Annotated in this window: 16 protein-coding genes; 7 read left to right on the top strand and 9 right to left on the bottom strand. The window is 62.6% G+C overall.

Features of this window, described 5'->3' with window-relative positions; translation table 11 throughout:
• Nucleotides 1-43 precede the first annotated feature (43 nt).
• Together H6955_07325 and H6955_07330 are read right to left on the bottom strand one after the other, a co-directional pair.
• Entirely contained in the window at nucleotides 44-1,219 is a 1,176-nt protein-coding gene (locus H6955_07325; GenBank protein MCP5313350.1) for a UxaA family hydrolase, read from the bottom strand.
• Between the two features lie 54 nt (nucleotides 1,220-1,273).
• Nucleotides 1,274-1,555 (bottom strand): UxaA family hydrolase, encoded by a 282-nt coding sequence (locus H6955_07330; protein ID MCP5313351.1) that lies wholly within the window; start codon nucleotides 1,553-1,555, stop codon nucleotides 1,274-1,276.
• A gap of 192 nt (nucleotides 1,556-1,747) precedes the next feature.
• Here H6955_07330 and H6955_07335 point away from each other — a divergent pair, with 192 nt between their 5' ends.
• A complete protein-coding gene (locus H6955_07335) occupies nucleotides 1,748-2,476 on the top strand; it encodes a GntR family transcriptional regulator (protein MCP5313352.1) in 729 nt (242 codons plus the stop codon).
• A 147-nt stretch (nucleotides 2,477-2,623) separates the two neighbouring features.
• Entirely contained in the window at nucleotides 2,624-5,005 is a 2,382-nt protein-coding gene (lon, locus tag H6955_07340; GenBank protein ID MCP5313353.1) for an endopeptidase La, read from the top strand.
• Nucleotides 5,006-5,046: 41 nt separating this feature from the next.
• Here lon and H6955_07345 read toward each other — a convergent pair whose 3' ends face one another.
• The gene (locus tag H6955_07345; protein MCP5313354.1) at nucleotides 5,047-5,637 is read right to left on the bottom strand and encodes a MarC family protein; all 591 of its coding nucleotides are present in this window, start codon (nucleotides 5,635-5,637) and stop codon (nucleotides 5,047-5,049) included.
• Between the two features lie 474 nt (nucleotides 5,638-6,111).
• On the opposite strand from H6955_07345, the gene H6955_07350 reads away from it, so the two are divergent.
• Entirely contained in the window at nucleotides 6,112-7,344 is a 1,233-nt protein-coding gene (locus H6955_07350) for a TlpA family protein disulfide reductase (GenBank protein ID MCP5313355.1), read from the top strand.
• Here the strand turns inward: H6955_07350 and H6955_07355 are convergent.
• The 4 genes from H6955_07355 to H6955_07370 all read right to left on the bottom strand — a co-directional run bounded on the left by H6955_07355 (nucleotide 7,317) and on the right by H6955_07370 (nucleotide 10,993).
• Entirely contained in the window at nucleotides 7,317-8,171 is an 855-nt protein-coding gene (locus tag H6955_07355) for a UDP-2,3-diacylglucosamine diphosphatase (GenBank protein ID MCP5313356.1), read from the bottom strand. The two genes, H6955_07350 and H6955_07355, sit on opposite strands and share 28 nt — an antisense overlap.
• A 132-nt stretch (nucleotides 8,172-8,303) precedes the next feature.
• Nucleotides 8,304-8,693, bottom strand: a complete 390-nt coding sequence (locus H6955_07360; GenBank protein MCP5313357.1) for a diacylglycerol kinase — start codon at nucleotides 8,691-8,693, stop codon at nucleotides 8,304-8,306.
• On the bottom strand, nucleotides 8,666-9,718 hold the full coding sequence (locus tag H6955_07365; protein MCP5313358.1) for a glycosyltransferase family 1 protein: 1,053 nt from the start codon (nucleotides 9,716-9,718) through the stop codon (nucleotides 8,666-8,668). Before H6955_07365 ends, H6955_07360 begins: the two co-directional genes overlap by 28 nt.
• Before the next feature lie 48 nt (nucleotides 9,719-9,766).
• On the bottom strand, nucleotides 9,767-10,993 hold the full coding sequence (locus tag H6955_07370) for a glycosyltransferase (GenBank protein MCP5313359.1): 1,227 nt from the start codon (nucleotides 10,991-10,993) through the stop codon (nucleotides 9,767-9,769).
• A 195-nt stretch (nucleotides 10,994-11,188) separates the two neighbouring features.
• Here H6955_07370 and H6955_07375 point away from each other — a divergent pair, with 195 nt between their 5' ends.
• On the top strand, nucleotides 11,189-11,980 hold the full coding sequence (locus H6955_07375) for an HAD family hydrolase (GenBank protein MCP5313360.1): 792 nt from the start codon (nucleotides 11,189-11,191) through the stop codon (nucleotides 11,978-11,980).
• A gap of 94 nt (nucleotides 11,981-12,074) precedes the next feature.
• On the opposite strand, the gene putP is transcribed toward H6955_07375, so the two are convergent.
• Entirely contained in the window at nucleotides 12,075-13,523 is a 1,449-nt protein-coding gene (putP, locus tag H6955_07380) for a sodium/proline symporter PutP (GenBank protein ID MCP5313361.1), read from the bottom strand.
• Between the two features lie 350 nt (nucleotides 13,524-13,873).
• On the bottom strand, nucleotides 13,874-14,329 hold the full coding sequence (locus H6955_07385) for a hypothetical protein (protein ID MCP5313362.1): 456 nt from the start codon (nucleotides 14,327-14,329) through the stop codon (nucleotides 13,874-13,876).
• A gap of 179 nt (nucleotides 14,330-14,508) precedes the next feature.
• Here H6955_07385 and H6955_07390 point away from each other — a divergent pair, with 179 nt between their 5' ends.
• The 3 genes from H6955_07390 to H6955_07400 all read left to right on the top strand — a co-directional run bounded on the left by H6955_07390 (nucleotide 14,509) and on the right by H6955_07400 (nucleotide 19,072).
• A complete protein-coding gene (locus H6955_07390; protein MCP5313363.1) occupies nucleotides 14,509-15,270 on the top strand; it encodes a hypothetical protein in 762 nt (253 codons plus the stop codon).
• 463 nt (nucleotides 15,271-15,733) lie between these two features.
• A complete protein-coding gene (locus tag H6955_07395) occupies nucleotides 15,734-18,076 on the top strand; it encodes a hypothetical protein (GenBank protein ID MCP5313364.1) in 2,343 nt (780 codons plus the stop codon).
• 162 nt (nucleotides 18,077-18,238) lie between these two features.
• On the top strand, nucleotides 18,239-19,072 hold the full coding sequence (locus tag H6955_07400; protein MCP5313365.1) for a GNAT family N-acetyltransferase: 834 nt from the start codon (nucleotides 18,239-18,241) through the stop codon (nucleotides 19,070-19,072).
• Nucleotides 19,073-19,114: the final 42 nt, after the last annotated feature.

Raw genomic sequence — 19,114 nt, forward strand, 5'->3', positions numbered from 1 at the left:
CAGGCGCGTGGCGTGTCACCCGCCTGCGCCAGCGTGCGTTCGATCAGGCGCTTTCGTACAAGCGGGTCAGCACGAACTCGCGATGACCGAGTGCCTCGGCCGCGGTCAGACGACCGTTCGCGGTGCGGAACATCGACTCCAGCAACGCATCACCGGCCTCATCGGGTGTCATCTCGCGACGCAACAGTCCCGACACGTCGACGTCGACATGTTCGGCCATGGTCCGCACGGTTCTCGGATTCGCACAGATCTTGATCACCGGGACGATCGGATTGCCGATGATGTTGCCCTGTCCGGTAGGAAACATGTGCACGACATAGCCTGCAGCGCCGCACAGCGTGACCATCTCCGCCGCCGCAGATGACGAATCCATGAACCAGAGTCCGGGCCCTGTCGGCGCCTCGGCCTTGTCCAGCACGCCGTCGACCAGACACTGTTTGCCGATCTTCTGAATGTTGCCCAGCGCCTTCTCCTCGATGGTCGTCAGGCCACCGGCGATGTTGCCCTTGGTCGGCTGGGATTCCGAGAGATCATTGGTCTTGAAGCGGTTGATCATGTCCTGGTAGCGATTGAACATGAACATGAAACGGTCACGCACCGAGTCGTCTCGACAACGCGCGGCCACCAGGTGCTCGCCACCGGTGATCTCCGACGTCTCGCCGAATAGCAGCGTCGTGCCGTGCGGGTACAGCTTGTCGAACGCGTTGCCGACAGTCGGGTTCGCGCCGCAACCGGAGGTGGTATCCGATTCACCGCACTTCGTTGAAACCCAGAGTTCTTTCAACGGCGCCTCCTCGCGACGCTGCTCGGATGCGGATTGCACGAACTCCTTGGCCGCACGCGAGGCGCGCATGATGGTCTCGTGATCGCCGTGCAGTTCGATGCCGAAGCCCGCGACCTTCTTGCCGGTCGCCGCAATGCCGTCGACCACGCGCTGCGTCCAGCCCTCTTCGATGCCGATCACGACCACCGCCGCCACGTTCGGATTCGCGCCGGTGCCGATCAACGTGCGGAAATGCAGATCCAGGTCCTCTCCGAACTGTAGCCGGCCATAGGGATGTGGCAATGCCATCGTTCCCTTGATGTTGTTCGCGACCGCCTCGCAGGCTGCGTTCGACAGGTCGTCCACAGGCAGGATGATCACGTGGTTACGCACCCCGTAGCGGCCGTTCTCACGCCGATAACCCCAGAACGTGGCGTTGTTAAGGTCTAAAGCCATGGACTTCTCTCCAACTCTTGAAAATTAAAGCTGACCGTCAGGTGCGACCGCTCATCACCAGCGCTTGGTCTTGATGTTGTGGACGTGCGCGTGTTCGCCCACGCCGATATCGGCGACCGCGCGACCGATGTCGACCCCGTACTTGATGACGGTATCGCCCTCTTTCATCGGCTTTATCGCCAGCTTGTGCCCGATGGGGATATCGCTGGCCGCTTTGAATTTGATCTCTTTGTCCTGGTCCATGATCCAGCCGGTCAGGTCGGCACCGGCCTGTACCCCTTCAACGACGACGACGCCGACGCTGTCGCCCTCATCGTGCACTACGAAATCGATCATGCGTCCTCCGGATAGCGTGGGACGACCGCCCCACTGCGGCCGAAAATATGCGGAAAATCTAGTAGCGCACCCGGGCCATGTCAAGCATCTTTGATAACTCTTATATAAGAGCTACGATTTAGTTGCCCGGACGTTGGACAGCGCTTTTCTCCGCGGGCAAAATCGGCGACCTTCGCGGTCGGGAGGGATAGATTGAACAGCGTTTCCATTCATCGTGGCGGTCCGCTGTACGCACAGGTCAGGGAGATCCTCACGCAGAGGATTACCGAGGGCGAATGGCAGCCCGGTGACCTGCTGCCGAGCGAGCAGCAGCTGGCCCGACAGCTGAACGTCAGCCAGGGCACGGTACGCAAGGCAATGAACGACCTGGTTGCGATCAATGTCCTGGTCCGCCAACAGGGCAAAGGGACGTTCGTCGCCAGCCACGATGCACAGCGCGTGCTGTTCCACTTCTTCCATATCGCCGCAAACGACGGCAGCAAGGTCCTGCCGACCAGCAGTGTGTTGTCATGGTCGCGGCGACGCGCGAGCAAACGCGAGGCGCAGGCGCTGAAACTGCCGGCCGGCGCCCGGGTGATCCAGATCGAGCGTATCAGGGACCTGGGGGGCAAGCCGACCATCGTCGAGACCATCGTGGTGCCGACCGCGCTGTTTCCCGACCTGGTACAACCGGACGAACATCTGCCCAATACGCTGTATCAGCTTTATCAGCACAGGTACGGCGTGACGATACATCGCGCCGAGGAAAAGCTGCGCGCCGTGGCTGCCGGAGAGCGCGAGGCGCAACTGTTGAACGTCGAGGTCGGCACCCCGTTGTTGGAGATCGAACGCCTGGCGCTGACCCTTCCCGGAAATCCTGTGGAACTGCGCATCAGCCGCTGCGATACCCGCGAGCACTACTACGACAGTACCCTCGCCTAGCCCCGACGTTGCATGAGCGCGGACGCCATGTCGTGGCGGTACGCCTTGTACTCGGCCGGTACCGCCCCCATCTGTTGACGACAACCCCTGGTCAAGCCGCCGCCCCGGCGACCCTCGACCGCCACATCCCAGTCGGATCCACGAATAATGAGCGAAACGGACGACAACATAGAGGTCATCGAGGCCGCCAAACCCCTGGCCCGCTCCGACGAGGTCCTGCCCAACGTGATCCATCTGTTGCCGGTGGCGACGCGCCCATTCTTCCCCGGCCAGGGCGTGCCGCTGGTGATCGACGCCGCGCATTGGCGCGCCACCCTGGAGGCGGCACATGAGGCGGGGCACAACCTGATCGGTATCGTGCTCACCCGTAACGACGATGCCGAACAGGCAGCGACGCAGGACCTGCATCGCGTCGGCACCGTCGGGCGCATTCACCGTGTCCAGGCGACCAATGGCAACGCCCAGGTCCTTGTGGAATGTATCCAGCGTTTCGAGATCGCGAAGATCCTGTCCGGCGAGGCGCCGTTCACGGCGCGCGTCGAGTACCGGCGCGAACCGGCCGGCAAACCCGATCCGGACCTGAAGCCCTACTCGATAGCCCTGATCAACATCATCAAGGAGCTGCTGCCGCTCAACCCGCTGTACCAGGAAGAGCTGCGCATGTTCCTCGATCGGTTCGGACCCGACGATCCCTCGCACCTCGCGGATTTTGCCGCCAGCCTGACGACCTCCGACAAGGAGGAGTTGCAGGAGGTACTCGAAACCTACCCCCTGCTGCCGCGCATGGAAAAGGTGCTCGATCTGTTGCACCGCGAGCTGGACCTCGCGAAGGCGCAGCAGAAGATCCGCAGCGCGGTCGAGGACCGCATGCAGGCGCAGCAGCGCGAGTTCTTCCTGCGTGAGCAGCTCAAGGCGATCCAGCAGGAACTCGGCATCTCGAAAGACGACCGTACCGCCGAGATCGACACCTTCCGCGAACGGCTCGTGTCGCTGCAGCTGACCGACGAGGCCAGCGCGCGGGTCGAGGAAGAGATGGCCAAACTGGCGATGCTCGAAACGGGTTCGCCGGAATTCGCGGTGACGCGCAACTATCTCGACTGGATCACGCTGCTGCCCTGGGGCCGGCACTCCGCGGACCAGCTCGACCTGGAGCGCGCACGCAAGGTGCTGGACCGCGACCACTACGGGCTCGAGGACGTCAAGCGGCGCATCCTCGAATTCCTCGCGGTCGGCATCATGAAGGGCGAGATCAGCGGATCCATCATCCTGCTGGTCGGCCCACCCGGCGTGGGCAAGACCTCGATCGGCCGCTCGATCGCCGATGCACTCGGTCGACAATTCTACCGGTTCTCGGTCGGCGGCATGCGTGACGAGGCCGAGATCAAGGGTCACCGCCGTACCTACATCGGCGCCATGCCGGGCAAGTTCGTCCAGGCGATGAAGAGCGCCGGGACCCAGAACCCGGTGATCATGCTCGACGAGATCGACAAGATCGGCGCCAGTTACCACGGTGACCCGGCCTCGGCCCTGCTCGAGGTGCTCGACCCCGAACAGAATGTCGACTTCATGGATCACTACCTGGATCTGCGCTTCGATCTGTCGAAGGTGCTGTTCGTCGCCACCGCCAACCAGCTGGACACGATCCCCGCACCGCTGCTCGACCGCATGGAGGTGATCCAGCTGTCCGGCTATATCGCCGAGGAGAAGCTGCAGATCGCCCGGCAGTATCTGCTGCCGCGCCAGATCAGCCGCGCCGGCTTGAAACCGGCGGACCTCAGACTCTCGGCAGCGACGCTGCGTGCGATCATCGACAGCTACGCGCGCGACGCCGGGGTGCGGCGTCTCGAGAAGCAGCTGGGCAAGATTGCACGCAAGGCCGTCGTGAAGGTACTCGACGGAGCCGCGACGCCGATCGAGGTAAGCAAGGAAGATCTGCAGACCTACCTCGGACCCGCGGTTTTTCGCGACGAACGCACCCTGCGGGGACCCGGTGTCGTAACGGGCCTGGCGTGGACCGCGATGGGCGGCGCAACCCTGAGTATCGAGGCGGCAAGGGCGCACGGATTCAACCGCGGATTCAAGCTCACCGGCCAGCTCGGCGATGTCATGCGCGAATCGGCCGAGATCGCTTACAGCTATGTGGTGGGCCATGCCCGCCAACTCGGCGCCGACCCGGCCTTCTTCCGGGAAGCCTTCGTCCATCTGCACGTACCGGCCGGTGCGACGCCGAAGGACGGTCCGTCCGCCGGGATCACGATGGCCTCGGCACTGCTGTCGCTGGCGCTCGACAAACCGGTACGCAAGATCGCGATGACCGGCGAGATCACGCTGACCGGCGAGGTGTTTCCGGTCGGTGGTATCCGCGAGAAGGTGATCGCCGCGAAACGCGCCGGCCTACGCCAACTGATCCTGCCGGAAGACAACCGCGGTGACTACGATGAGATCCCGGCATACATCCGCAAGGGGCTGACCGTGCACTTCGCCAGCACCTTCAACGAGGTCGCGCCCCTGTTGTTCGGCAAAGGCTGAGCGGCCAACCCGGTCCGATACCCGGCGATGCCTTTGACGGATCAGCCCGTGGCGGGACCCAGAAATGCCTTGATGCCAACCAGTATCATGTTGACCGCGACCAGATTGAGCAGTAGCCCCATGAACTTTTCCAATGCCCTTATCCCGCGCTGTCCGAGATAGTCGCTGATTCGCCGGCCGAGCAGCAGGATCACTGCGGTGACGAAGCACACCGCAAACAGCGCCAACAACAGGTTCACCGCACCGGTCTGTTGCTGGCCGTGCAGCACCATCACCGTGGTGATCGCCGAAGGGCCCGCGAGCGCCGGTACCGCGATCGGCACCAACACCGGATCGTCACGATAGTTGTCTTCGAAGATGGCCGCAGCCGACCGAAAGATCATCTTCAACGAGATCAGAAAAAGGATCACGCCGCCGGCCACGGTCAACGAGGCACGCTCCACGTTGAGGTAATGCAGGATGTATTCGCCGGCGAAAGCAAAACCGGCGAGTATCAGCATCGCCAGGGCGGTCTCGCGGAGGATCAGCCGGCGGTAACGCGCCCCCGAGATCCCGTTGGTCACGGCCAGCACGAACGGAAGATTGCCGAACGGGTCGATCACCAGCATCAGCAGGATGGCGTTTTCGATCATCGATGTCCGGGAGTCACTGCGGTTTCCAGCGCACAACCAGCGTAACACCGGGGCAAGCGGCGCGACAGTGATCGGGTGGCGCGGGCGTCTCCTTGCCGGGCGCCGACGCTGGATCGCATTGACGTGTCGCGACGCTTCGCCCTAGGCTCGACGCATCGGCTGGCACCTTGCACCTGTACAGGACACCGACCCGATGCAATCCGGTGTCGGCAGGCAGTTGCGGACGATCCAACCCTGTCGCAGGGGCCCGTGCCGCACGACGAATTACGCGAGACGATCATCAGACCAGGTGCACACTCAGGCATGCATGCCATCGGATCACCAAAGGTCGCCACAGTGGGCGCATCCGCCGGCCGTAGCCGGCCCGGGACCCGGCTCGCCGGCGCACTTTTCCTGGCAGTGCTGTTGGCGCTCTGTGCTGGGACGGCCGGCGCAGAGACGCCTACCGAGGTCGACCTGGCGTCGGGTTTTACAATGCAGGTGCTGCAGTTTCCGGCACGCCACGAACGCCTGCTGATATGGATCCCGTCGAAATACGGCATCCGCGACGGCAACATCCCGTTCGCGCAATCGGTGCAGCGGCAGGGCATCGACTACTGGCTGGTCGATCTGCACGGTTCCTACATGGCACCCACCGGTCGCTATGCGTACGCCGAGTTCGAACCGGGCCACATCAAGGAGCTGATCGATTACGCCGTCCGGCAGGGCTGGAAAGACATCGTCCTCGGCGGGGAGAGCCGTGGAGCGACGCTCGCGATGCAGGCCGCGCGCATCTGGCAGCTCGAGAACCCGGGCGGCAAGGCGCTCAAGGGCATGTTGTTCTACCACCCCTACCTGATCGACGGTTCGACCCCGATCGGCCAGACGGCACGCTTTCTTCCGATCGCACGCGCGACCAACCTGCCGATCTATATCTTCCAGCCGCAGCTGAACACCAAGTTTCTGCACAGCCAGGCGTTGATGGATCAGCTCCAGAGCGGTGGCGCCGCGGTGTATTTTCATTTCCTCGACGGAGTCAGGGGCGGCTTCCATCTGCGCGATGCCGACAGCCTGACCGCGCGCGAATCCATCGAACGAGACCTGGTCGGTGAACGTGTCCGCAAGGCGTTCGGCCTGCTGTCGCGGCTGCCGACACCGCCCACGGCCGCCATGGAACCCGGGATGCCGATTGCCGAACACACTGGGCAGGTATCCGACGACAACACACTGGTACCGATCGGGCGCGGCCCGACGCCGCCGTTGAGCCTGCGCGACGACCAGGGCCGACGCATCGACCTCGGTGATCTCGACGGGCAGGTGGTTCTGGTCAACTTCTGGGCCAGCTGGTGTGGACCCTGCGTCAGGGAGATCGCCTCGCTGACCCGCCTGAACGAACGCTACCGCGACAAACCGTTTCGCATACTGGCGGTCAATATCGGTGAAAGCGCCGAACATGTCGCCACGTTCTTCGACGACCGGGGCATCACGCCCAGCTTCGACCTATTGTTCGATCGCGACAGTGAGGCGGCCAAGGCGTGGCGGGTGTATGCCGTACCCTCAACCTACCTGCTCGATAAGGAACACCGTATTCGTTACGGCTACCGGGGGGCGCTGAAATGGGACAAGACGAGCGTCGTGGAGATCATCGATGACCTGCTCTCCCGGCCTCGCGACGCGGCCCGGGCGCACACCGCGAGGCGTCAGCCCGGCGAACGCGCCGCCGAGTGACGCGCGAACGCGGGCACGCCCTCACCTTCGGCGCTACCCGGAAGGCGGGGCGGCGCATCGAGTTCCGTCTCGCAGCAGACGACCTCCTTGGCGTCGGCCCAATGCAGGATGCTCAACACACCCTGGTGATCCTCGACCATCGCGGTACAGCTCTCGACCCAGTCGCCGGTGTTGCAATACAGGGTGTCGCCGATGTAGCGCAGCTCCGCCTTGTGGATATGGCCGCAGACCACCGCGTCTATATCGCGACGGCGTGCCTCGTCGGCGACCAGGCGTTCGAAATCGGAGATGAAGTTCACCGCGTTTTTTACGCGGTGCTTGAGGAAGGCGGACAGGGACCAATACGGATAACCCAGGCGGCGGCGTACCAGGTTGAAGTAGTGATTCACAGTCAACGCGACTTCGTAGGACCAGTCGCCGAGCATTGCGAGCCATTTCGCGTACCGCACCACGCCGTCGAAACGGTCGCCGTGCAACATCAGGATTCGCCGACCGTCCTTGGTGGTGTGCAGCGGTTCCTCCTGGATCTGGATGCCGCCGAACCAGAGGTCCAGGTAGTTGCGCAGGAACTCGTCGTGGTTACCCGGCACGTAGACGACACGGGTGCCCTTCCTGGCCTGCCGCAGGATCTTCTGTACCACGTCGTTGTGTTGTCTCGGCCAGTACCAACTGCGCCTGAGCCGCCAACCGTCGATGATGTCGCCCAGCAGGTAGATGTGGTCGGCGTCATTGTTGCGGATGAAATCGAGCAGGAACTCGGCCTTGCAGCCACGCGTCCCGAGATGGATGTCCGACAGCCAGACTGCCCGGTATTTTCTTTCACTCATGCGCTGCGTCTCGATGGGCTGCGTTGCGCGCGATCTTCGCAGCAGCCTATGTCAGCCAGGTGACATCGTTCGATATACATGGCTGTCTGTTTCGAGACGGCTGATTGCGCGCCGCGTCGTGCAGGCCGTTGCTCACCACAGGTGGAATCCCGGAAAGAAGTGTTCCACCGCGACGGTCGACCAGACGACGATCAACAGCAGCAGGGTCAGGAAAACGGCTGCCGACCCCATATCCTTGGCCCGCCCCGACAACTTGTGCGGCTCGTCGCCGATCCTGTCGACGACCGCCTCGATGCCCGAGTTCAGCAGTTCGACGATCACGACCAGCAACAGGGTGGCGACCAGCAACGCGATCTGTACCGCGTTCTGTCCCAGCCAAAGTGCCAGCGGCAGAAACGCGACCGCCAACAGGGTCTCCTGCCTGAAGGCCGACTCGTACTTCCAGGCGGCGCGAAACCCCTTGAGCGAGTAACCCGCCGCCTTGATGATGCGTCTTAGGCCGGTATCGCCTGGCTTTGCCATTGTGCCTCTTTCACCGCCGGAGCCTTGTCGCCGTTGATCGGCACCAGCGCGTGCAGAAACTGCCGCGCGATCGATGCCCAGTCGTATTGCAGGGCCTGCGCCCGGCAAAGGTCACGGTCCAGCGTCGCTGCGCGCGCGATCGCGACGCCCAGGTCGGCGTCCATGATCCCGGTCACGCCTTGCTGCAGCACGTCCCTGGGCCCGGTGACCGGAAATGCCGCCACCGGCGTACCGCTGGCGATCGCCTCGAGCATCACCAGCCCGAAGGTATCGGTCAGCGACGGGAACACGAACACGTCGGCCGCTGCGTAGTAGCCTGCCAGCTCCTCGCCGTATTTCGCCCCGGCAAACACGACTTCCGGATACCGCTGTCGCAGCTCCTTGAGGCTGGGCCCGTCGCCGACGACCACCTTGGTACCCGGCAACGGCAGTCCGAGGAAGGCATCGAGGTTCTTCTCCGGTGCGACGCGCCCGACATTCAGGTAGATCGGGCCTGCCCAGTCATGCGTTCGCCTGCGCGACGGTGCGAACAGACCGGTATCGACACCGCGCCCCCAGACCTCGAGGTGACGGAAGCCACGCCGTTCCAGGTCGTCCTTCAGCGACTGCGTCGGCACCAGGGTGCGAAACGCCGGTCTGTGGAATCGGCGGACCAGCGGATAGGTCAGCCCGAGCGGCACCGGCAGCCGTTCGCGGATGTACTCAGGGAATCGCGTATGGAACGACGTCGTAAAGGTGTATCCACGTCGCAGACAGTACCGCCGGACGTAGTGACCGATCGGGCCCTCGGTGCTGATGTGGATCGCATCCGGGTTGAATGCGTCGATGCGCGCACCCAGGCCCGTGAGCCAGGTCGAGATCCGGATCTCCGGATAGCTCGGCATCGGAAACGACGGGTAGTCTCCAACCGCAACGGCCTCCACCTGGTGCCCGTGGTTGCGCAGTTCCGCCACCATCGTACTGAGGGTCGTCACGACGCCGTTGATCTGTGGATGCCAGGCATCCGTGGCCAGCAGAAGCCTCATCGGTACCGCTCGACGCCTGTGGCCCCAGTCTTTGCACATCGGTTCATATCATCGCCCTTGGTCCACGATCCTCTCACCGGCCGCCGCAACACCATCGTGCATAGGTTCATCCTCGGACCGGACCTCACCGGCCAGCACGCCCCGGTAGAAATCGAGCATCCGCTGTGCCTTGGCTTCGGTGCTCCAGGCGCCCGCGTAGGCGATCCCACGACGCGCCAGTTCGACGCGTTGCCCTGCATCGGCGTACAGCGTGATCACACGGTCGGCAAACGCCTGCGGCTGTGGCGGCGAGATCAGGCAGCCCTGTCCCTCGACCAGTACGTCCAGACTGCCCATGCTCGCGGTCGAGACCACCGGTAGACCACTGGCCATCGCCTCCAGCAGTACAAGCCCCTGGGTCTCGGTCTGCGACGCAAACACGAAGGTATCGCTCGCCTGGTAACACTCCAGGAGTTCGGTCGAGCGATCCAGGTAGCCGACGAAGCGTATCTGTGCACCACGCCCTGTCGCGTGGGCCCTCTTGCGCAGGCCCTGCAACGCCGGGCCCTCCCCGGCGATCAGCAGCATCGCATGCGGAACCGCCGCCTGTACCCGTTCGAACATCGCGATCAACAGCTCGATGTTCTTTTCATGAGCGACCCGGCCCACGTACAACAGCAGGTAGGCATCGTCAGGCAGCCCATGGCGTTCTCTGAACGCGTTGTGCGGCACCACCTCGAAACTTGCTTCCGGCAGACCGGTGGCGATCACCGCGGCGGGCCGGCTCACGCCGTACTCGCGCAGCTTCTCGAGCATCTGTCGCGATGGCGAGATCACGGCATCGACCTGGTTGCACTGACGCCGCGAATACCGGCGGGCCATCGCGCGCAGCCAGGCCCCTGGCAGCCAGGTCAGGTATTTCTCGAAGTACGCCTCGAAGAAGGTGTGATAGCTGACGACCACCGGGACACCCAGTGCACGCCCCAGATGGATGCCGGCATAGTGGGCGACGAACGGCGTCTGTACGTGCACGATATCGATATCCCGTTGCTTCAGTTGCGGCACGAGGCGCTTGATCGCGCTCATCGACATCAGGCGGTCTTCCGGGTCGAACGGCAGGCGTACGGCCGGGATCCGCAGCACCTCGAATGCCGGCTCGTAGGCGTCGGGATACCGGGGTGCGATCAGCGTGACACGATGGCCCTGTTCGAGAAAAGACCCGGCGAATGTCTGGATCGAGGTCGACACCCCGTTGATACGCGGAAAATACACATCGGACAGCATCAGGATATGCATGGATTCGACACCGGGTCCGCAGCGTTCGCTGTCGGCTCAACCACTCAGTTGCGCGCACTGTATGTCCGCAACTTGGCAGTTTGATGACGGTACAAGGCCATGTGTCGCTCACGTTCCCGACGATGCCGGCGGTCACACGATTGCAACCTGGACGCGGTAGGCTGTCGGGCAATGTGAGAAAAATGTTTCCGTGATATGTACAGCAAAGACAGGCTGCTGATCCTGGATGCCGATGGAACGACCATCGATGCCTTCGCTGCCATCGAACGCACGTTCCAGCTGCACGACATGGACATCGGCAACCTGGAACGCTTCCAGAAGCGCCGGCATCTGTTCAAGTACCTCGGCGGCCTCAAGGAGTTCCCGAGCAACCTGAAGCGTCAACTGGGCAAGCAGCAGCGCGCTAGGCTGATCGACACGCTGACGCAGGTCTACCGCTACGAGGCGAGCCTGTATGACTGCATCGGACCCTGGATAAACCGCCTGATCGGACACGACGGCATCCGCATCGGCATGGTCACGCGCAACATCACGCGTGAACCCCTGGATACGCTGCGCTGCCTGCTCGAACGTCATGCCGTGGATGTCGACCGGCTCGATTTCCTGATCCATATCCCGCTGAAGAGCGACAAGACCGCCGCGTTCAGACAGGCACGTGACGATCGTCGGATCAACCCGGCAAGGTGCTACGCCTGCGGCGACGAGAAGAAGGACTTCACCGCCGCCGTGGCGGCCGGCATGCATCCGTTCATGGTGTCCTACGGTTTCGAGGACTTCGCGCGACTGACCCGCAAGGTCGGTGTGCCGCCCGAGTTGATCGCGCAATCCCCCGATGAACTGTGCACGCGCGTCCTGCACGCGCTGGATATCGAGCCGGCAGGCAACCGGGATCTACTGGAACGGGCGGATCGGCGCGACGCACCCCGTGCCGTCGCGATTCCGCATCGGCGACACGACGCCGCGAATCAACGCCGCATCGCCGGTTGACCGCTCACAGGGTCTTCCGTGGCGCGCCAGCGCTGCCGGATGGCGGTCGACGGTCGGCCCCTTTCCACCGATCCCTCCTCCCTGTCGGGGACCGTCAGGCATGGTCACGCAGGGGCCGCAGCCAACCCACCAGCAGGATCGCCAGCGACGAGGCAACGAACGCGGGCAACAGTTCGTACAGGTCGAACCAGCCGCCCTGCAGGGATTTCCAGCCCCAGACCGTCAGTCCGCCGACGACCATGCCGGCCATCGCGGCGGCACGGCTCATGCGCGGCCAGAACAATGACAGCAGGATCACCGGACCGAACGCTGCGCCGAAACCGGCCCAGGCATAGGCGACGAGATCGAGCACCTTGCTCTCCGGGTCCGTCGCGAGGGTGAACGCCAGCACTGCGATCACCACCACCGCGATGCGCGCAACCGCGATCATCCTGCGATCATCCGCGTCACGACCGAACAGCCGTCGATACAGGTCCTCGGACAGGGCCGAGGCGGCCACCAGCAGCTGCGAGTCGGCGGTGCTCATGATCGCCGCCAGGATCGCCGCGAGCAGGATACCGGCGACCAGGGGATGGAACAGCTGCGCGGCCAACAGGATGAACACCTTCTCGGCGTCGGCACCCTGCAATGGCGGTTGCAGCCAATCGATCCCCACCAACCCCACCGCGCCGGCGCCGAGCATGCCTATCAGTGTCCAGGCGATCGCGATGCGCCGCGCGCCCGGGATCAGCTCGACCGACCTGATCGCCATGAAGCGCGCCAGGATGTGTGGCTGGCCGAAGTAGCCCAGCCCCCAGGCCAGCAACGACAATACGGCCAGCAGACCGAGGGGCTCACCGCTTGCACTGGTCAAGGGGTCGAGCAAGGCAGCGTTCCTGTCCGCCAGCCCGGTGACCACGGCGTCGACGCCGCCCTGCAGGGCGAACACCATGACCGGCACGATCACGAGTGCGGCGGCCATCAACAGTCCCTGCGCGACGTCGGTCCATGACACCGCGAGGAATCCACCGAGCAGCGTGTAAACGATGATCACCAGGGTGCCCACGGCCACCGCGGTGATGTACGGCAGCCCAAAGACCTCCTCGAACAGCTTGCCGGCCGCGACCAGGCCGGACGAGGTGTAGAACAGGAAAAAGATCAGGATCAGCAGTGCGGCGGTGATGCGCAACGCACCCGAGGGATCGCGAAAGCGATGCTCGAGGTAGGCCGGGATCGTCAGGGCGTCGCCCGCATGCTCGGTGGCCACTCTCAGGCGCGGCGCGACCAGGTGCCAGTTGGCATAGGTGCCCAACCCCAGGCCCAGGATCAACCACCCGGCTTCGAGCCCGGCGAGATACGCGTAGCCGGGCAGGCCGAGTAACAGCCAGCCGCTCATGTCCGTCGCGCCGGCCGACAGGGCCGCGACCCAGTGCCCGATACCGCGACCGGCCAACAGATAGTCCTTGATATCGAAAAGTCGCGAGCGCGCGCGCCAGCCCAGGTAAAGCATGAACAGCACGTAGGCGACGAACGTCGTGGCAATCAGGCCGGAGTCTTCGATCATGGCTTCACCGGGCGTCGATTTCCCACAGAGGCGAGTGACAATCCGCGAATGGCGGAGCATGCAACAGAACCGGGCAGCTGGCGAATCCCGGTTGCAGGAACACCTCGGAGGCGTGCGGAGTATCCCGGACCGCCGCACCCCCACGGACGCATGACTTTATGCGGCCAATCCAGGAAACAACCCGGGCCATCGGGGGCAAGCTCCAGTCAAATTGGTCTGTGGATTGCGGCTGGACGATGTCCGCTGGCGGCCAGGAAGAGACATTCGCGGGAGAGCCAAGAGCAGACTGCTTCCGGCCGAAACCGCTCTTCGGACAATCGGACGCATTGTCAGCAATCGGGGGCACTAGCCTAGACTGAGTTCCACAGATCAACTAAAGGGATTGCGTTTTCGTTACCAATTGTTGAGAAATGAACATCAGAGGCGATGAGGCTGAGATAATAATCGTGGCTTTCAACGACGTAATGCTGGTAGGCACTTTTGTCATACTGTTGCCAATTGGCGTCGTTACTGGAACGCTCGGCAATGAGACCTTTCAGAAGCGTGGAATCTGGAACAACAAGGTAGTAAGACCTGAGATCCGTGTCTTCGACTTTTGGGTAGCCCCTGGTGCTCAAATGGCGGGTCCATGCCACATGCCATACACCTTCAAAATGAAGACAACCAATGTAAGGTGCATCTTCACCAGGAGATTCCCAGCATTTAAAATATGTCCATGCCTCGTCTCTTACATGATGCAAAATTACAAAATTCTGGGGGTCTTTCCAGACATCCAACGCGACCGGAACAGCAATATCATACGCCATTTTTAACTCTATCCTTCGACTAGGATTCGATTATCAAATTAACTGAAAAACAGGCACGTAAAAAACGAATATCAAGATCATTATGCCTCAGTGTTTTTGCGTTAGGCCAAGTACTGGTCGTTGAGAAGTGGGTAAAGTGTAGAAGTCGCAGCACCGACCACGGCAGTGAGGATAATCCGATGAGAAATCGTAAGAATGCTCCGCTCCTTCTCCTTCTGGCCTTGATAGTTTTATTGCCGAGTGTTGCAAACGCGAACAGCGGGAATCCCCCTAGCGCTATAGACGTCTTCAAAGAGATCGCAACGATTCAGAAACTCCCGGATCACGGTCTCACCGCAAAACAGCTTCACGGCGACCGCGATATGGCTCGGCAACTGTTTTCAGGTAAAGACTGGGCTGCCTGGATCAGGCTAGTACGGTATCGCAATCGTTTTCACGCAGCCAAGTCGGTCGCTGACATCGCCCGTTCAGAAAAGAGCCTGCTTGAAGAAGCAGACATTGGCAATGCGACCGAATATGCCCGACTTCCTAAGCGAGAGTACGGTAACGGGAATCATTTTTTAGTGCTTTCAAGTGGCCTCTGGACAATCTCAGTTCGCATTGAGTACTGGCAAGGAACGACCCAAGGCCATGCATCGCAAGTGGCCGTTCAGTTCGCAAGAGCTTTGTTATCGAACCTTCATGCATTGGGGTTGGGCAACGAAGGGGCAAGCGCCAGTGCGGGGACAGGTATGGAAACACAAGGCACACCTGGTCTCGGTGGTTTGATCAGCGGCATCTCGCTCACTGCGGAAGAAGAGCAAATGCTAATTGAGGGCGAAGTGCCTGAAAGGTTTATCAACTCGGGATTTCAATCAGGCGGCGGCATCCCGGCTGGCCCGACGGTCAGAATCCCAATGAAAAGCACAGGTACGGGCTTTCGGATCCTCGAAGGCAGATAAAGCGATCATGCATCTTTCAGCCATTGCACCCAAGTCGTCGGGGCGCACCGCTAGGCCGCTTTCTGCGAACGCCTCTCGAGTATCCCAGTGAGTGTCCGCTCATCGCCGGTAGCGGGAGCATCGCAGAGATCTCCGAGGGGCCGCATTGGTCGCTTAGCGGACCCAGTCCATCGAGCCATACTCCGAACAACCCAGCAAGCGGGACCCGGGTAGGGCGATGGGCCGCTTCCAAAGACAACGATTCCCGGGCCACCTCTCGAAAACAGTCCACCGCTGCCCCCTACCCCACCACGCCCGACATCTTCGACCAGTCCGTTCAGCCTGCGTTCAGGAAACAGCTGCAACCATCGCATCAGCGGCGGCGGCCTTGCACTCAGAGGCCCCGTCGCAAGCCCCTGCGCGGCCCCAGGGGCTAGAATAATAAATGGAAGCCGGTCATCGAACCCAGGGAAGATAGAGAGTCGTGACACATAGGGACCTGTTCGAACCACGCCCGCTCGCCACCTCCATCCGGCGTTGCCTCTGCGCCGCGGCCCTGTCGGGTACCCAGATATTGGCCACGGCATATGCCGGCGACCAGATCGTACGTTCAACCACCGCGACGGTATTCGGCCTGCCGGCTGACGGCACGCGGCTCGCGGCACCGGCCGTGACAACCATCGACGGCATCAAACATCTTCAACTGCTGCGCCGGACGGACGACTCCTGTGTCGCGCAGAGCCTTCTATACGGCCCCCTGCCGTTGCTCCTGGACCGCACCTGGTTACTCCAGGCCAAGGAGGTGAAACTGATCCGGTTGCCGCCGCCGTGGTGTAGCGATGGGCAATACTATGGCCCCTGGACGCTGGTCGATATCGATGGCGACGGCATCCTGGAGCTGAACATCGGTAACCGGTTGTACACGCTCGACGAAGCGCCCGTGCTGCTCGACGAGGGGCTGTTCCGTGGGGGATACAACCCAATCACCGATGACGACAAGTCGCGTTATTTCTACGACGTCGACGATGACGGTGACCTCGATGCCTTCCTGGTGGACTTCAAGGGCCCTTTGTACAAGGGCGCCGAGTACTATGAAAATGTCGGCAGCCCGGAAGCGCCTGCGTTGCTGTTATCCAACACCGAGCCAGAGGTATTGATACAACGGATGTTCGACAATCTGCCCGAAACGGCGCGCGAGGCAGCCGGCATCTTCACCCCCTATTGGAAACTGATCGCCCGACGGATGGTGTTCGAGGACGTCGACGGGGACGGCGACACCGACTTCTTCAACGCCGGATCGCTCGGCACTCTGCCCTTGGATCCCAATTACTACGAAAACATCGGGACCGATGCCGAGCCTCGTTACGCACTGCCGTTCCATCCCTTCCCGGTCAACATACCCTACATGCGATGGGTGACGGATTTCGATTCGGATGGTGACCTCGACGTCCTGGCCGATGTCGTCGGACGGCCCGACCTGGTCGCTTTTTATGAAAAGCAGGACGGCCGGCCGTCGCTGTATGCCGACCCGGTGATGATCGGCAGCACGACCGAAGCGTCGTGGCAGTCAAACATAGATATACCCGGGTGGTTCTACAGGGCCCAGCTTGAGCCGCGGCGACTCGCGGACCTGGATGGTGAAGGGTTTCAGGAATGGATAGTCCGCATGGAGCCGCGGTACGACCTGCCGGAGCCGTTGAGGCCGCCGCCGTACATGCTGTTTACCGTGCGAGACGGTGCCTGGGAACCGATCGACCTGATCTGGAAGACCGATACCCTCAACGAGGAGGACTTCTCTGATCTGACCGAGCCTCTCTTTTCCGATGTCGACGGGGACGGCGACCTGGATATCGTGTTCAGCGCGCAGACGACCTCAGCATACCTCAACTCGGTGATGATGGAGCAGGTCGCGCCGCTCAGTTTCGCGGCACCCGTGCGTCTCCCCGGGTACGTCTTTCCCCCTCCTGGAGAGTCCTTTGTTTTCGACCTCGAAGACGACGGTGATCTGGAGACCTTTACGGATGGCCGGGTGGGCATCAATGTGAAACGGCAACCCGGCAACATCGGCAGTTTCTCGGTGCGGTCGTACGTGGGTCAGGACGTGCGCAAACAGGTGGGCGGCTTCGTCATCGAAGGCGACTCGCCACAGACCGTGATCCTGCGCGGCCTGGGCCCCAGCCTGGCGCAGGCGGGCATCGAGGCACCGCTGCAGGACCCGGTGCTGCGGCTGTATGCCGGACGCGAGCTGATCGCGATCAACGACAACTGGCAGCATCACCCAGAGGCCGACCGCATTGCATCGGCTGGCCTGGCGCCCGCAGACGCGCGCGAATCGGCATTGCGCATCCGCCTCGAACCGGGCACCTATACCGTGCATCTCGACGGTAAACCCGGTGACACCGGCATCGGCATCACCGCGATCGACAACGATCTGCAGATGCCGTCGACCGCGATGCAGGTCAGCATCTCCGGACGCGCCCTGGTCGGAACGGGCGAGCGAATCGCCATCGGTGGTTTCATCGTCGAAGGCGACACGCCGGTCAGGGTGTTGATCCGCGGCCTGGGCCCGAGTCTCGGCGACGCCGGTGTCTCGATTCCGCTCGCCGATCCGTTGCTTAAGCTGCATGCCCACAGCCGCGTGATCGCGATCAACGACGACTGGCGGTCCGCACCGAACGCGGACGAGATCGCCGCGCTGGCCGATCCGCCGCTTGACGACAAGGAGGCCGCGATCCTCGCGGTGCTGAACCCGGGTACTTACACGGTCTTTCTGCGCGGTGCGGACGGCGGGACCGGCGTCGGCATCGTCGCGATCGATCGGCCGTGATAGCCCACCGAGCCGGCCCGTCTGTGGCGCGTATGTCGCGCATCGCGCTCGTCGACCCCTGCGAAGACGGCGTTTGATTCGACCATGGAACACGACGCCGGAACACGGATCACGCTGCAATGCTATCGCGGCTTACAACCATTGCTCGCGCGATATCCACGGATGATATTGCCGGCGGCGCGACCCTTTCTCGACCACCGCGACCCCGAGAGCGAGTGGCTCGGCGTTGCTGCGCACACAGGGTCCGAGAACCACGGGGTGCTGGCCGGCCTCGTCGACCGGCGCAAGAACCGTCTGCAGGTCGTCTCCTGGTTGGTGGCAGAAGCGTATGCCGGCAAAGGGATCGGCCAGGCATTGCTCAGTGCGCTCGAGACCTGGGCGAAGTCGCAGGGCATCACCTACCTGTCGCTCACGATCCGCGACAATCAGTCGGGTTTTGCGGCCACCTCGCACATCCTCGAAAAACGGGGATGGCACGGTCCGCAGGCACTGGTGCACCGCTTCAAGGTTGCCGCCGCGACACTGCAGGATCTGCGTTGGCAGCACATACCTCGTCCGGCATCTGAACTGACGGTGTTTCCATGGAGCGAACTGAGTGATGCACAACGCACGGCGCTGATCAGCGAACTCCGCGACAGGGAACAGGTACCGATCGAGTACTTGCCGACGGTCATCGAGCAGCACTTCGATGCACTGAGCGTCGGGGTGCGGCTGCACGACGAGATCATCGGCTGGTTGATCGCCCACCGACCGAAACCCGACCTGGTGGAATATTCGACGTTGTACCTGAAACCCGCGCATCGCAACACCGGCGCGAGCATCCTGTTGCTGGCGGAAAGCTTCCGGCATCTGGGCGAATCCGGCGCGCAATTCGTGATCTTCCAGGTGCGCACGACCAACGCGTCGATGCTGCGCCTGACGCGCAGGCGGTTTCGACCCTTCGTGAGCGAAGCGACGCTGATGCGCTTCGAGAAGGACCATGGGCCGGGACGGTAGCGACGACGCGCCCGGCCGGGTCGACGCAACTGGTCACCCACA

The sequence above is a fragment of the Chromatiaceae bacterium genome, assembly GCA_024235395.1.
Classification (GTDB): Bacteria; Pseudomonadota; Gammaproteobacteria; order Chromatiales; family Chromatiaceae; genus Thiosocius.

Coding starts and splice junctions, on each gene's coding strand:
- lon (MCP5313353.1), top strand. CDS start 2,624: ATGAGCGAAACGGACGACAACATAGAGGTCATCGAGGCCGCCAAACCC.
- H6955_07345 (MCP5313354.1), bottom strand. CDS start 5,637: ATGATCGAAAACGCCATCCTGCTGATGCTGGTGATCGACCCGTTCGGC.
- H6955_07330 (MCP5313351.1), bottom strand. CDS start 1,555: ATGATCGATTTCGTAGTGCACGATGAGGGCGACAGCGTCGGCGTCGTC.
- H6955_07355 (MCP5313356.1), bottom strand. CDS start 8,171: ATGAGTGAAAGAAAATACCGGGCAGTCTGGCTGTCGGACATCCATCTC.
- H6955_07400 (MCP5313365.1), top strand. CDS start 18,239: ATGATATTGCCGGCGGCGCGACCCTTTCTCGACCACCGCGACCCCGAG.
- H6955_07360 (MCP5313357.1), bottom strand. CDS start 8,693: ATGGCAAAGCCAGGCGATACCGGCCTAAGACGCATCATCAAGGCGGCG.
- H6955_07390 (MCP5313363.1), top strand. CDS start 14,509: ATGAGAAATCGTAAGAATGCTCCGCTCCTTCTCCTTCTGGCCTTGATA.
- H6955_07375 (MCP5313360.1), top strand. CDS start 11,189: ATGTACAGCAAAGACAGGCTGCTGATCCTGGATGCCGATGGAACGACC.
- H6955_07350 (MCP5313355.1), top strand. CDS start 6,112: ATGCAGGTGCTGCAGTTTCCGGCACGCCACGAACGCCTGCTGATATGG.
- H6955_07325 (MCP5313350.1), bottom strand. CDS start 1,219: ATGGCTTTAGACCTTAACAACGCCACGTTCTGGGGTTATCGGCGTGAG.
- H6955_07365 (MCP5313358.1), bottom strand. CDS start 9,718: ATGAGGCTTCTGCTGGCCACGGATGCCTGGCATCCACAGATCAACGGC.
- putP (MCP5313361.1), bottom strand. CDS start 13,523: ATGATCGAAGACTCCGGCCTGATTGCCACGACGTTCGTCGCCTACGTG.
- H6955_07385 (MCP5313362.1), bottom strand. CDS start 14,329: ATGGCGTATGATATTGCTGTTCCGGTCGCGTTGGATGTCTGGAAAGAC.
- H6955_07370 (MCP5313359.1), bottom strand. CDS start 10,993: ATGCATATCCTGATGCTGTCCGATGTGTATTTTCCGCGTATCAACGGG.